This window comes from Eremococcus coleocola DSM 15696 (assembly GCF_000428865.1).
Lineage (GTDB): Bacteria > Bacillota > Bacilli > Lactobacillales > Aerococcaceae > Eremococcus > Eremococcus coleocola.
The window spans coordinates 1-14,839 of sequence record NZ_KE386808.1; the positions used below are offsets into that span (position 1 = coordinate 1).

Sequence of the window (14,839 nt, forward strand, 5' to 3'; positions counted from 1 at the left end):
CTTCTAACATCTTTTGATCAGCCCAATCAATAAAGTCAGTGGAATCAACCCATTTAGGACGTCTACCTGAATTTTTACGTAAGTCTTCATAGCGTGATTGAGCAAGTTTTGGGTCGTAAACCTGGTAGGTATACGTATAAACTTTATCTCCTAGTTTTTGACGACGGATTTGACGAATTGTCCCACGTTTTATTTCATTGTTGATGGTTTGTGGGGCACGGTCAATGGATTTAGCAATGTGACGATTTGAATAGTTTTCATGTACCAAAATTGAAATTTGACACCGTTCTTCATAGGTGAGATGTTTGCCTTTGTTGAGATTGAAGAGTATGAAGAAGCTCTTGTTCATCGATTAGTAAGTCAAGTAATAATACACGATGGAAAAGTTGAGGTTAGATTGAAAACAGGGGAAGTAATAACTGTCAATCAATAAAGAGGGACATAGGCACTATGCTAGGATGCGTAGTGCTGTGACTCTCTTTACTTGTCGTTATTTGTTTATAGAATTGTAGCTTGCGTCTGTTTAAGTGAAGTCAAAAAACCGATCCACCAATGAATCATAAGTCTCCTGATCAAATGCCTCCTCAAAGCTTTGGTAGTCATTAATACCCCCATTTCCAACACAACAAAGACAGACTCTACCAATATGACTACCGGCATTAGGCTGATGCGTATTCACTAAAAATATCCAATCATGTTCACTCAATTCCCCACTTTGACTTCTTCGAAATCTTAAGTGGGGCATAAAACCTAGCGCTCTAATCCCCTCAATAAACTCTTCAGAAGTAATTTTTTCTCTGGCAACATTCCAACCATTTTGAGTAATTTATTCAATTAAAAAGCACAACGAGATTCGTCGTGCTAGAAATAATAGTTTAGACTCATCTTTCTCTTTTGAGTTGGATTTAGCACCTTGCTAAAAAGTAGGTTGCTGCAGTTTCATCGGGCCAATTCCCTCCGCTTGCTCTGGATAAGTTGTGGGTTTTAATTGTAAAAGGATGGTAGCATAATAATTAGATGATTACTAGAAAATAGATGATGAAATAGAACATCTATGTTAAAATATAGTTAATAAATAGAAACGAGAGGTATAAAGACATGGTGTTATCAATTAACTAATTCTCTAGACTAAATTTCTCCGCCTAAATCAAGGGAGAAGTATGCAGTCAGACCGTTAGTTGATAGCTAACCATGTCTTTTTGTGTGCTTATTTTTAGTCTAGCTTTTTGTTTAAGATGAAAAGGAGGCTAATATAATGCCAGCAATTAAATTAAATAATATAAAAAAGGAAATTGCAGATCGTGTCTTATTTGAAATAGACTCATTGATAATTAAGAAAGCAGATCGTATTGGGATTGTAGGCAGAAATGGTAAAGGAAAATCAACCCTTTTAAAAATGATAACGGCTGAAGACAATGATTTTCATGGAGAGATAGAAATTCACGGCAGAATAGCATATATTCCCCAGTTAAAAGAGACTTCCACTATGTCTGGTGGAGAACAATCTATGGCCTTGATTCAAAAAGCGATTCAATCACATCCAGATATTTTGATTTTGGATGAGCCTACTTCCAATCTAGATGTAGAAAATTTGAATTTATTGATTGAATTGTTAAGAGAGTCAGCAGCAACCTTAATTCTTGTAAGCCATGATCGACACTTTCTGAATAAATTAGTTAATAACATTTGGGAAATAGATCGAGGAAAAGTGCAAACTTATTCTGGAAACTATGATGATTTTCATGCCGTGAAAGAGTTGAAGATCCGACAACATCAAGAAGCTTATAGTGGGTATCAAAATAAAGTTAAGCAATTAGAAAACGAAGCTCATAGACGTTTACAAAGAGCCTCAACTTTCAAAAAACGAAAAAAGAATGTAAGCAGATCGGACTACAAAGTAAATTCTTATGCAGGGAAATACGATGCTCAAGAAAAAGCAATGGCTAAATCAGCTAAAGCTCTAGAAAAGAGGATTGAGAAATTGAATCCTGTAGAAGCTCCGATTAGAGAGCGTTCTTTTATATTCAAAGAAGTAGGAAACTTGGATAACGATGCTTCTACCTTAATTAATTTAAATGAAGGTAAATTATTTATTGAGAATATAGAGTTATTTTCTTATCCTCCCTTTAAAATAACTTTTGGAGATAAGTTGTCTATAAGTGGACCCAATCAATCAGGAAAGACCTCTTTTTTGAGAGCCATATTAAGACAATCATTAAAAGGGTATTATTCCCAACAATTAAATATTGGTTATTTTTCCCAAAATTTCAATGTACTTGATTTGAATGACTCGATTTATCACAATGTAAGAAAAGGGAGCTTACAGTCTGATTTTGTTATAAAAAATGTTTTAGCTTCTTTAGGTTTTGACCATAAAGTAATTTATCAAAAAGCAAATGTTTTATCAGGTGGTGAGCGAGTACGTTTGTCATTTGCTAAAGTTTTATTAGGAGACCATAATTTATTATTATTAGATGAACCTACTAACTACTTAGATATTGATACTTTAGAGTCTGTAGAAGGCTTTATTAAGAATTATCCTGGAGCTGTCGTCTTAGTTTCTCATGATCAGACCTTCGTTGAAATGACGAAGGACCAGCATTATTTTATTGAAGGTGGACAGTTATTGTCTCCTGCCTATCAATTTAAGAGTAAAGATAAAGTTGAACAAGAACGATTATTATTACAATTTCAATTAGATGAAATGATTATGAATCAAGAGACGCAGTTAGATGATATAAGAGAGATCCAGAGAAAAATATCAAAATTAAAAAGCAATGACAGTTAATTACAATCTTATATCTTATTCGACATCTAGTTTTTCATACATAGATTATTCACGACACATGTGGAGAGCGTGATATTGATGTCAAGAAAATAGAGGAGTACAAAATGAATAATAGCAAAAATTTCAATCTTTTTTTAATGGATGGAGAAGTTACGGGAAGAATAAAGTGTACCTTATCAAATTGGACAGGATTAGCCTATAAGGTCCCAAGACCATATCTCGAAAAATGCAAAGACAGGCAAGATTTAAAGCAAAGTGGAGTATATTTTTTATTTGGTAAGAACGAAGACGGTGATGATGAAGTTTATATAGGACAAGCTGGAATAAGAAAAAATGGAGAGGGAGTTCTATTTAGGGTATCAGAACACTTAAAAGATGAAATTTATTTTTCAGATGCAGTCATGTTAACCACACAAAATAACTCATTTGGACCTACAGAAATCTCATATCTAGAGAATAAATTTACCAATATGGCTATCGATGTAGATAGATACAAAGTAAGAAATGGAAACGACCCAAACCCTGGGAATGTAACGGAAGAAAAAGAATCAGAATTAAAGGATTTTATAGAGTATTCAAAAATGGTTCTTGGTGTACTAGGGTATAAATTATTCGTTCCTATGGTTAAGAAAGAATTAAAAATAGAAAATAAAATCGATGATGATGAAATATTATATCTAAGTACTAAGACGAAAAAATCAGTAAAAATTATTAATGCTAAATGTAAAAGAACAAGTGAAGGATTTGTCGTACTAAAAGATAGTATGATAGAGATGATTGATTCAAAAAGTTTATCAAAAAGTATAAAAGAACTACGTGATAAATGTAAAGCTAATAATGAAATAATAGATGGTAAACTAACAAAAAACTATTTATTCAATAGTCCATCATATGCAGCTATGTTTGTACTTGGGATGAGTAGAAATGGTAAAACTGAATGGAAAATGGAAGATGGAACTACACTAAAAGAACTTGAGGAAAAAGAACTGAGATAGACTAAAAAAAGACGATATACAATGTAGTGCCCCTCAAAAGGCTGCTTTATCATTTTTTCGTAAGTGTCCGTATACTTACTGTGCTTGCTATTAAAATTATAAGCGTTAAGCGTATTATTTATAGTAAATAAACTTATACCCTACTCAGAATATAATTACAGGGCACTGTTGAGAAAGGTATAAGAAAGTGATAATCTTTATTAAAGAACGAGTGTCGGTTAATAGATGGTGAGATTTTGCAAAGAGAAATGCAAAAGATCCAGAAGAAAGAAAACAGGTGCTTATAGATATAGCATTTAGACTTTTTGAAAAGGATGGATATGAGAAAGTTTCTGTTTCTACGATAATCACCGCAGCTGACCCGAGTGTATATGAAATTGCAAGGGTTGCGGTTGCACAAATTGCATTTGGGGTGGTGCTAACGAGCATGATCACTCCAATATTAACTGAAAAATATTTAAGGAAACGCAAGTTGCAAAAGAGAAGTTTAAATATGTAAGGAGTAATTATGACTGATTATTTTAAAGAAGCTTTAGAATACAAAGATGAACTAATTGAAAAAAGAAGAGCCTTGCACCAAATTCCGGAAACTGGACTGGATTTACCAAAAACAAAGGCATATGTAAAGGGTGAGCTCGAAGGACTTGGCCTTGAAGTGAAAGAATATGGTACATCCGGTTTATCTACCCTGATTCAAGGTGAAAAAGGTGAAGGAAAATGCATTATGATTAGGGCAGATATGGATGCCCTTCCAATGAATGAAGAAAGTGGTTTGCCCTTTGCTTCAACCGGAAATACTGCCCACACCTGTGGCCACGATCTCCATTCTTCGATTGCCCTAACTGCTGCAAAAGCTCTATTAAAAGAAAAGGCAAATTTCAAGGGCACAGTGAAATTTATGTTCCAACCTGCTGAAGAAATTTTTGCAGGATCTAAAATGATGATTGAGAACGGAGTATTAGAAAATCCTCAGGTGGATAGGGCTCTTGCACTTCACACAGCGCTTGATAGAGAAACAGGTTCAATTTGTTACAATGAAGGCTATTTTGCAACAAGCTCAGATAACTTTAAAATTACAATTAAAGGTAAAGGCGGCCATGGCGCATATCCTCACACTACAATTGATCCGATACATGTAGCTATCAATATTTACACAAACTTCTTAGAGCTAATCGCCCGCGAATGTCCACCTCAAGAAACGAGTACATTGACCTTTGGAATGCTAAGTGCCGGTTCAAACTCAAATATTATTCCGGATCTTGCAGAAATGCAAGGAACACTTCGTGCATACAGTCCGGAGGTTAGAAATAAATTAAAATCAAGAATGCTGGAAATTATTGAAGGATTAAAGATCTCAACAAAAGCTGAAATCGATCTTGACTTTTTCACCGGAGTTCCAAGCCTTTATTCAGACCCGGAATTCACAAGAGAAATTGTGGGCTATCTAAAAAATAGTGATTTTGATGGCGAACTCATTCCAGATACAAAAATAATGGCAAGCGAAGATATGGCTCTTGTGGCTGAAAAAGTTCCAACCGCCTATTTCAATGTAAACTGCAAATTGCCGGGTAACAACTTTAGCCACCACAATCCTGGAGTGAATTTTGACGAGAATATGATGCCAATTGGGCTGGGGCTAATGCTTACAGCCGTTGTCAACTGGTTAAACAACAACTGATTTGCATTAAAAAAGCCCTTAAGATTTGACCACTTTGTACTGACCTCCAAAGCTTGAATTTCTTGATCTAACTTTTGGAGGTCAGTACATGACATAAACAGCTCTTTTATGGGCTGTTTTTTCTTTGCTCTGGAATAATATAATAAATTATAAAAATTCAAAATTTGTATGTATTATATAATTTTACCATGTTGAATTTCCTTCTTTCGCCCATAAAATTCCCCTTATAAATCAAATTATTTTATAATTTAAAGTAAAAGATTAGAAATATTAGCCTAATAAAAGATTAAACTAATTATTTAATTCTTGTTATAATGGGAATATGTGATAAATATAAGTTTATGATAGAGAGAGGTCCATATATGGTGAAAAATTATACAAAAGATTTAATTAAACATGAATTTATAAAGCTTTTAAATAAAAAGAATTTACATAATATAACTGTTACAGAAATTGCAAAACAGTGCAAAATAGAAAGAAAAACCTTCTACTATCATTATGAAAACTTATCACAACTTGTAAGGGAAATTTTTGATGAAGAACTTGAAAATGTTGTAGAAGAATTTAATGAGACCCTATCTTGGGAAGAAAGTTTTATTTCCGCAGCTAAGTTTATATTAGAAAATAAAAAAGTTGTTAAGCATATGTATGAGTCTGACTACAAGATTGAGCTTGAAAAGTATATATTTTCTATCTCTGGAGAAATTATGACAAAGTACGTGGAAAGAGTTGCTAAAGACACTTCTGCAAAAGACATAGATGTGAAACTAATAGCCTATTTTTATCAGTGTGCCCTAAGCTCTGCCCTAGTTCAATGGGTGGCAACAGATATGAAGACTGACCCAAAGTCTGTAACACGTAGGCTAGGAGACCTCATGGACGGAAATATTCTAGAAGCCCTAAAAAGAAGTGAAAAATTAGGTATCTTTACCCAAACTTTTGAAATTGAGTAAAAGTTACCCAAGGATCCTCTTTTGGGAGATGATACTTTATCATAACAATGATTTAATAAATATAGAAGAAATGATAAAGAATTATTTAAGGAGGATATTATGGAACTTAAAACTCATGATAAAAGATTACAACTTACTAATGGAGATTTCCAAAGATTAGTAAAAGCTAGAAAGCCTAAAGGAATTGAAGAAAAATCTGCTTACTTAGTAGGAACAGGAATTGCATCACTTACTGCAGCTTGTTTCTTAATTAGGGATGCCCACATGGAAGGTAAGAAAATAACTTTCTTGGAACAACTAGATATTCCAGGGGGATCACTCGATGGTGACTATATGGACACTAGAGGCTATGTTGCCCGTGGTGGTAGAGAAACTGGAGCTCACTTTGAATGTCTATGGGATATTTGGAGTTCAATCCCAAGTTTAGAAGACCCTGAAATGAGTATATTAGATTCTTACTTCTATACTAACTACGATGATCCAAACTATAGTAACTGTCGTATAACTCATAAACAAGGCGAAAGATATGATGATGGTAAATTTAACTTAACTCAAGACGAAGTTAAAGAAATTGCAGAACTTTGCATGACTAAAGATGAGCTTCTTGAAGATAAGGCTATTGAAGATATCTTTTCAGATGGACTTTTAAATTCTGACTTCTGGACATATTGGAGAACAATGTTTGCCTTTGAAAACTGGCACTCTGCACTAGAAATGAAATTATACCTAAATCGTTTCATCCACCACGTAGGAGGACTTACAAATTTATCTGCTCTTAGATTTACAAGATATGACCAATACAATTCAATTGTAAAACCAATGGTTAAATATCTAGAAAACCACGGATGTAAATTCCAATACAATATTAAAGTAACAGACGTTGACTTTGATATATCAGAAAATAGAAAAGTAGCTACAAAAATTATAGCTGAAGATAAAGATGGCAATGACAAATCCATTGACTTAACAGATAATGATTTAGTATTTATAACGAATGGATCAATGACTGAAAACTCAAGTTATGGGGATGATAATACTCCAGCAGAACTTAGTGACGAACAAACTGGTTGCTGGGAAATGTGGAAAAACATTGCAAAGAAATCTGATGATTTTGGTAATCCAGAAGTATTCTGCTCCGATGTAGAAAAGAGTAGCTGGGAATCTTGTACCGTAACTTGCCATGATGAATCCGTTCCAAAATATATTGAAAAAATTACTAAGAGAAGTCCTTATGGCGGAAAAACTGTTACAGGTGGTATTGTAACTTGTGTTGACTCAAGCTGGTTAATGTCTTGGACAATTAACAGACAAGGCCAATATCCAGAACAACCTGAAAATGATGTTTGTGTATGGGTTTACGGTCTATTTACTGATGTTGAAGGTGACTACATCAAGAAGAAGATGAGAGATTGTACAGGTAAAGAAATCACAAAAGAATGGTTATATCATATTGGTGTACCTGTTAATGAAATTGATGTTATTGCAGAAACTTGTACTGCAGTTCCAGTTATGATGCCTTATATTACATCTCAATTCATGCCAAGAAAAGCAGGAGACAGACCTTATGTAGTTCCAAAGGGTGGAGTTAACTTTGCTTTCTTAGGACAATTTGCTGAAACATTAGATGATCCAGGAAGAGATACAGTATTTACAACTGAGTACTCAGGAAGAACAGCAATGGAAGCAGTATATGTACTTTGTGGAGTAGAAAAAGCTGTGCCAGAAGTTTATGCATCTAGATACGACATTAGATATCTATTAAATGGTATGATTGCATTATCTGATGGGAAAAAACCAAAACTTCCACTTTCACCACTACAAAAAATGAAAGTTGCAAAACTTATTAAGGGAACAGATATCGAAGATATGTTAAAAGAATTTAATATAATCTAAGAATCATTAGATTAATATAAGTAAAAATGGCTCTTTGTCAAATAGGGTTGATAAAACACTTTTTAGGAATTAAGCTACTTTTTTGTAGCTTAGTTCCTTTTTTGTGTTTCCTTGAAACATACAGTCTTGATATTAAAAGAATTCGGTGACGGAAGTGATTGTAATTCCGATAGCCATAAGCATTACACTTGAGTACTTTAATTTTATTATTAATTCCTTCAAGGGGTCTAATACTTAGTTCTGGATAGTCACAAGTGTTTTGAATCGACTCTAGATAAGGGCAGTGAGATGACTGCCCTTAAGGAGGCCCTAGAAAGTGCAATCGATATCTATTATGCTCACCCATACGCTTCTTACGAACGCGGAAGCCAAGAGAATATGCACTGCCTGGTACGTCGCTTTATTCCTAAAGGAACACGGATAGAAAATGTCTCAGATGTAGAGATTGAACGAATCCAACCGTGGATTAACGCGTATCCTCGTAAAATCTTAGGCTATTCATCCGCGCCCAAGAATGCTTCATGGAAGAGCTAGAACAGCTGCAAAATGTCGCTTAAAAATTTTTCACCTCCATGGGGGTGAAGGGGATTAAAACTCACTGCCCTAGAGTACTTTGTTAAATCATATTACTTGTGCCTAACTTATAATTGAAATCTAGTTTTTTTATTTTCCAAAATCCATTTCATATTCATTTTATATACTTGTGATAAAGTTAAGCTATCAAATATGAAAGGATGTTTTTAAATGAAAAACAGTATCAAAACAAAATTATTAATTGCATCATTATTAAGTAGTAATTTAGTGGCACTTCCACTTTATCCTGTGAATGCAGAAGAAATGGATAATACTGAAATGACAGAAGAAATGGAAGACATGAACGAATCAGACACTACCATGGAAGAAACCATGGAAGAATCGATGGAAGAAACCATGGAAAGCAATATGGAAGGCGATATGGAAGAAACAACAGAGTCATCTGCGACGACGAAAGAAGAACATGTAGAAGAAAAAGATCCGATTCCAACGGATAAAGAAGAATTAAAAAAATTAATCAAAGATTATGGTACTAAGATTACGGTCAAAGATTTACAAATGAACGTTTATGAATTAGGTGCAGAACATAAAGGGGAATCTAAAACATTAGTCTTCATGCCAGGTTTAGGTGAAGCTTCTCAACCTTTAACCCATAAAAACTTATTGGATGCCTTAGCTAAAAAATATCATATTTTAGTGGTTGAGCCATTTGGTTATGGATTATCTGATGTAAGTAATGAAGAGCGTACAGTTGAAAACATTACCGAAGAGTTACATAGTGCATTAGAACAAATGGATGTTAAAGAATACTATTTAGTGGCCCATTCATTATCTGGTTTATATGCTTTAAAATATTCACAAATGTATCAAGATGAAGTCTTAGGTGTGATTGGGATGGATACGAGTACCCCAATGATGAACGGCTTTATGGAAATGCAACACGAAGAAGCACCAATCGATGATAGTGGTCAAGCGACCGATTTACCTGAGATTCCAGATGTAGACGATGAAGTGAATCTTCAATATCGATACATTGCACAATTGAACTTAAATAATCCCGATGTGGTGGATGAGAGTAACCGTTCAAATCAAGTTTTAATGGACTTCAAAGATGAAAAAATTCCTTCTGGCATTCCAGCATTATACTTATTAGCTCAAGATTCTTATGAAGATATCGAAATGCGGCGTGAATTCATGGATAAAATTACGGAAGATTGGGAAATGCAACATAAATTATTATCTGAAAACCCAGACGAAGTTGAAACTCATGTTTTAGAAGGGGACCACTTAATTTATATGACCCAATATGAAGAAATGGCACGATTAATTGATGAATTTATCAACAATCATAACTAGGAGATCACCGATGAAAAAGAGTTTTATCGTACTACTTTGCCTGTTAACGGCAAATATCATCTACACAACTGAAGTTTCAGCTGGTGAAATCAATTTACTTGAAAAGTATCCCGTTAACACACCACTGTTTACGCAAGGATTAGAACTCAATCAAGACAATGAATTAATTTTAGGAACAGGGTTACAAGGACAATCCAAAATAGGAAAATTTAACTTAGAAACTGGTCAATTAGAAGATGATCAACTCCTACCACATAATTATTTTGGTGAAGGTCTTACGCATACTGACAAATATTTATGGCAATTGACCTGGAAGGAAAAATTAGTTCTAAAACGTGACCCTAAAACATTTGAAATATTAGAAGAAATCCCAATGGAAACAGAAGGATGGGGGCTTTGTTATGATTCAGAAAACAAAGTACTTTGGCGTTCGGATGGGTCAAGCACTTTATATAAACATGATCCAGAGACGTTTGAAGTATTAGACAAAGTCAAAATTATGAATGGTAAATTAGCCGCTTCAAAATTAAATGAATTAGAATACTATAATGGATATATTTATGCAAATCGACTTTATCGTGATGAAATTGTTAAGATTGACACGAATAAAGGAGAAGTGGTCGATCAATATGATGTCCGCTCAATCATCGATGAGACAATGGATGAAGAGCAAATCGCTAGTATTGATACCTTAAACGGTATTGCACACATTAAGGATAATGAATTTTATATTACTGGGAAATTATATCCTTATGTCTATAAAGTAAGTTTAGATTAAAATGTTAATAAATGATAAAGAGGGGATATTTTGAATATACAAAAAAATGCGTGGGCTTATATTACCCGCAAAAAACACCGAACATTCATTATTTTTCTAATATTGATGTTTATTTTAACAAGTTTATTTACTTGTTTAACCATCTTAAATGCAAGTCAACAAATTGAAAATAATGTTTTTAAAATTTCAAACTCCTCTTTATCGATAACTAAAAATGATAGTTCTTCGTTTGCGATGAAAGATTTCGAACAGTTAAAGAGTATTAAGGAAATAGAGGACATTAATCCTGAATATCAAAGTTTGGCTAAATTAGTGGATCACCAAGTAATTGAAGGGGAACAACAAATTTTCCGTGAAGATACCCCGGAACAATTATCAAATGTGGTCGATGTTCAAGCCACCAATGATTCCCAACGAGACTTGTTATTTTCAAGTGGCGTGTTTACACTCGTCGCTGGGCAACCGATTCAATCTGACAGTCACCATCATGTACTCGTTCACCAAGCATTTGCCGATAAAAATGGTTTAAAATTGAATGATACCATTCGTTTGCAGTTAGTCGATACCGAAAGCTTAAACGTACATAAAACAATGGAATATACCATTAGCGGCATTTTTACAGGGAAAAAGCAAGAGAGTTACACGGGATTAAGTTCAGATTTTAGTGAGAACACCTTTTTTGTCGATTATCAAACCAGTCAGGAACAATTGGGACTAAACAAAGATCAAATGATCACGAATAAACTAACCCTCCATACCGATTCAGTTGAAAATTTAGAATCAGCTCATGAACAAATCAAAAATTTACCCATTGACTGGTCAAAATATGAAGTCGAGAAAAATGATAAAGCATTCCAAAAGACCCTTACGGCCTTGCAAAGTATGCAACAGATTATTGAAATTGTGACCAATGCCATGATTTTAGGTGGCTTAATCGTTCTTTCCTTAATCTTAGTCTTATGGCTAAGAGAAAGAATCTATGAAATAGGCATCTTCTTAGCTATCGGCATGAGTAAAAAGGTCATTATTTCACAGTTTATCTTGGAACTACTGCTCGTTTCCTTACCAGCGGCGGTACTTTCCTTTATCCTTGGATGGCAGCTAAATCAATTTTTCTTAACCGATTTTTTCAATTCGATTACCAACGAAAGTATCGGCAGCCAAATGTTACCGATTGAGAATATCGGTGATAATTTAACCCACTTTGGGATGGCTTATGGCTTATTACTGGTCATTATTTTCTTAGCCGTTATGTTATCCTGTTCGATCATTTTATTAAAGAAACCGAAGACCATCTTATCAGAAATTAGTTAGGAGTTAACAATGAAAATACTTGAATTAAAAAACGTTACGTATCAATATAAAAATAGCAATGAAAAAGTTTTATCGTTAGTGAACCAATCATTTGAGTCCGGCAAGTTTTATGCCATCATCGGTAAATCAGGTGCTGGTAAATCGACCCTCCTGTCACTATTAGCAGGTTTAGACACACCAAGAAGTGGCCAAATAGTATTTAAAGAGCAAGATATCGCAAAAAATGGTTATAGTTATCATCGTAAACATAATATTTCGCTAGTCTTTCAAAATTATAACTTAATCGATTATTTAAGCCCGCTGGAGAATTTAAAACTAGTCAATCCTGATGCGACTAAAGAAAGTTTATTGGAATTAGGCTTAGATGAAACCCAAATCAATCGTAATGTCTTAAAACTATCTGGTGGTCAACAACAAAGAGTGGCTGTCGCACGGGCATTGGTATCGAAAGCCCCTATTATTTTAGCGGACGAACCAACAGGTAATTTAGACAAGGAAACTGCGACCGAGATTATTGACATCTTAAAAGACATTGCTAAACAAAAAGGCAAATGCGTGATTGTGGTCACCCATAGTAACGAAGTAGCCGATGCCGCCGATATTGTCTTAGAGTTGAAGGACAAACAATTGGTCCCAGTTAAGAATAAGGGGGATCACTAATGTTTAAAAATGCGATTTCCTATGTAACCAAAAAGGCTTAAAATCATTCATTATCTTTTTAGTCATTTTAGTCATGGCTTCAATCGGATTAATGAGTGTTTCCATCAAACAATCAACCAATGAAATGGTAAGCTCGACCTTTGGTAATATTAATAGTAGTTTCTTAATGGAAATAAACCGCCAAGTCAATTTTGGGACACCTCGTGGTGGGGGAAATGTTAAAGGCGAAGACATTAAGAAAATTTCTGAGACAGAAGTCGTGGATTCATTTGTAAAGCGAATTAACAGTGTTGCCGACTTAGTCGATGGTGAGTTAATCGAAACACCTCAAACAGAACAAAACCAACGAGAAAACTTTAAAAATGCTGTCATGATTACCGGTGTCAACAATTCTGAAAAAGAAACGAAATTCGTCTCAGGTGCTTTTAATTTAATCGAAGGTAGTCATTTAAATGACCAAGACCAATACAAAGTGTTAATTCATAAAGATTTAGCGCAAAAAAATAATTTAAAGATTGGCGATAAAATCAAATTAAAATCTAATCTTTATGATGCCGATAATGTCAAACAAGCCAATGAAACGGTTGAAGTTGAAATCAAAGGGATATTTGATGGCCATAATAAAGGTGGGGTCGTTGCCGCTCAAGAGTTATATGAAAACAATATTATCTCGGATATCGATACCGCAGCGAAAGTATATGGTAATACTGAGGATACCGCTGTCTACCAAGATGCAACCTTTTTCGTAAAAGGTAATGTCAATGTCGATCAAGTCATCAAAACATTATCGAAGTTGGACATTGATTGGAGACAATATAATTTAATTAAGAGTACGGCTAATTACCCAGCATTACAATTATCGATTTCGAAAATCTTTGCGATTACCAACCAACTATTAATCGGTTCATTAGTGTTTGCGGGTATTATTATCACCTTACTATTAACGCTTTGGATGAATGCTCGTAAAAAAGAAATTGCGATTATGTTATCAATTGGTAGAACGAAAGGACAAATATTCTGCCAACACTTGTTGGAGATGATTCTAATTAGTGTGCCAGCCATGTTAGGTGCTTACTTACTCACCAATAAAGTCGGAACTCAGATTAGTAATCTTATCTTAGATAGAATTAATAATAATATCTTAAATGAAATTGCAGAAAAAGCAGCCTCAAGTCAATTAGGTGCTGGAGCAGAAACAGAAGGCTTTACTAAAACCCTCTCTGATCTTTCGATTCAGGTTGATTTACAATCATTATTATTAGTAGGAAGTTTCATTTTGCTAGTGTTAGTCATATCACTGTTTATCTCTTCATATCAAACCATTAGAAAAAATCCTCGTGAATTATTAATCGATACTAAATAAATTTTTAAGTGGATATTGGATAGAACCATGATTTTATCAATATCCACTTTATTGTATTTCTATTTAGTAGGCAACATAATCCTAAAGTAGGGAAGGAAAACAATGTTTGCTAGGCAAGATAGACCTAAAATATAAAAGGCAAACAGTGTATAGCGGCTGTATGTTAAGTGCCGTCATACACTCTTATATTATCAATTATTGTTTAGCAGGTTACATGTGAGGTTGGTTCGAGTGAATCCATATGTTATCAGAGATTATTTGGCGGACTCTATGTGAGATTTCCGCCAGTTAACTTATGTACTGTCGGTTAATCTTTGGCTGACTGTAGGTGAAGTGACACCCCTTCCCTAGAAGCGATCAGTCTTTGTTTGACGCGCTTTATGTGAAGCTAGTCCTGTTAACCTGTATGTTATCGGTGATTGTTTGGCTAATAGAATCGACTATTTGAATTCAGTTTTTCTAATGGTAAAAAGTTAAGCAGGTAAAAAGTGTGAGTATGTGTGGGAGTGGGCAAGAAGTCGAAAATT

At 34.3% G+C, this 14,839-nt stretch carries 13 protein-coding genes, 2 pseudogenes and 1 riboswitch; of the genes and pseudogenes, 12 read left to right on the forward strand and 3 right to left on the reverse strand.

Annotated elements, in window-relative coordinates; translation table 11 throughout:
* The coding region (locus G396_RS0109020; RefSeq protein ID WP_028125779.1) for a helix-turn-helix domain-containing protein at positions 1-349 on the reverse strand (349 nt) is incomplete at its 3' end.
* A 174-nt stretch (positions 350-523) separates the two neighbouring features.
* Positions 524-706 carry a hypothetical protein gene (locus G396_RS11625; RefSeq protein ID WP_162139976.1) on the reverse strand — a complete coding sequence of 61 codons (183 nt, stop codon included), beginning with the start codon at positions 704-706 and terminating at the stop codon, positions 524-526.
* A 172-nt stretch (positions 707-878) separates the two neighbouring features.
* Positions 879-977, reverse strand: a riboswitch (SAM riboswitch).
* Between the two features lie 278 nt (positions 978-1,255).
* Here G396_RS11625 and abc-f point away from each other — a divergent pair.
* The 6 genes from abc-f (at position 1,256) to G396_RS0109055 (ending at position 8,307) form a co-directional block, all read left to right on the forward strand.
* Positions 1,256-2,788, forward strand: a complete 1,533-nt coding sequence (abc-f, locus tag G396_RS0109030; protein WP_028125780.1) for a ribosomal protection-like ABC-F family protein — start codon at positions 1,256-1,258, stop codon at positions 2,786-2,788.
* Positions 2,789-2,892: 104 nt separating this feature from the next.
* The gene (locus G396_RS0109035) at positions 2,893-3,783 is read left to right on the forward strand and encodes a GIY-YIG nuclease family protein (RefSeq protein ID WP_028125781.1); all 891 of its coding nucleotides are present in this window, start codon (positions 2,893-2,895) and stop codon (positions 3,781-3,783) included.
* A gap of 277 nt (positions 3,784-4,060) precedes the next feature.
* Positions 4,061-4,282 (forward strand): 2-keto-3-deoxygluconate permease, encoded by a 222-nt coding sequence (locus tag G396_RS0109040; RefSeq protein WP_028125782.1) that lies wholly within the window; start codon positions 4,061-4,063, stop codon positions 4,280-4,282.
* Positions 4,283-4,291: 9 nt separating this feature from the next.
* On the forward strand, positions 4,292-5,461 hold the full coding sequence (locus G396_RS0109045) for a M20 metallopeptidase family protein (RefSeq protein WP_028125783.1): 1,170 nt from the start codon (positions 4,292-4,294) through the stop codon (positions 5,459-5,461).
* Between the two features lie 362 nt (positions 5,462-5,823).
* Positions 5,824-6,414: a TetR/AcrR family transcriptional regulator gene (locus G396_RS0109050; protein ID WP_034908016.1), complete on the forward strand. Its 591-nt coding sequence runs from the start codon at positions 5,824-5,826 to the stop codon at positions 6,412-6,414.
* A gap of 99 nt (positions 6,415-6,513) precedes the next feature.
* Positions 6,514-8,307, forward strand: a complete 1,794-nt coding sequence (locus G396_RS0109055) for an oleate hydratase (RefSeq protein WP_028125785.1) — start codon at positions 6,514-6,516, stop codon at positions 8,305-8,307.
* A 37-nt stretch (positions 8,308-8,344) separates the two neighbouring features.
* Here G396_RS0109055 and G396_RS11710 read toward each other — a convergent pair.
* A pseudogene (locus G396_RS11710) lies at positions 8,345-8,584 on the reverse strand (transposase); the annotation flags it as partial.
* Between the two features lie 11 nt (positions 8,585-8,595).
* Here G396_RS11710 and G396_RS10700 point away from each other — a divergent pair.
* The 6 genes and pseudogenes from G396_RS10700 (at position 8,596) to G396_RS10705 (ending at position 14,312) form a co-directional block, all read left to right on the forward strand.
* Positions 8,596-8,841 (forward strand): IS30 family transposase, encoded by a 246-nt coding sequence (locus G396_RS10700; protein WP_051221272.1) that lies wholly within the window; start codon positions 8,596-8,598, stop codon positions 8,839-8,841.
* A gap of 210 nt (positions 8,842-9,051) precedes the next feature.
* Positions 9,052-10,197: an alpha/beta fold hydrolase gene (locus G396_RS0109065; RefSeq protein ID WP_028125786.1), complete on the forward strand. Its 1,146-nt coding sequence runs from the start codon at positions 9,052-9,054 to the stop codon at positions 10,195-10,197.
* 10 nt (positions 10,198-10,207) lie between these two features.
* Positions 10,208-10,975, forward strand: a complete 768-nt coding sequence (locus G396_RS0109070; RefSeq protein ID WP_006419088.1) for a glutaminyl-peptide cyclotransferase — start codon at positions 10,208-10,210, stop codon at positions 10,973-10,975.
* A gap of 30 nt (positions 10,976-11,005) precedes the next feature.
* Entirely contained in the window at positions 11,006-12,289 is a 1,284-nt protein-coding gene (locus G396_RS0109075) for an FtsX-like permease family protein (RefSeq protein WP_051221274.1), read from the forward strand.
* A 9-nt stretch (positions 12,290-12,298) separates the two neighbouring features.
* On the forward strand, positions 12,299-12,949 hold the full coding sequence (locus tag G396_RS0109080) for an ABC transporter ATP-binding protein (protein ID WP_028125788.1): 651 nt from the start codon (positions 12,299-12,301) through the stop codon (positions 12,947-12,949).
* Positions 12,949-14,312, forward strand: a pseudogene (locus tag G396_RS10705) (ABC transporter permease). The gene G396_RS0109080 and the pseudogene G396_RS10705 overlap by 1 nt, the downstream one beginning before the upstream one ends.
* Positions 14,313-14,839 lie beyond the last annotated feature (527 nt).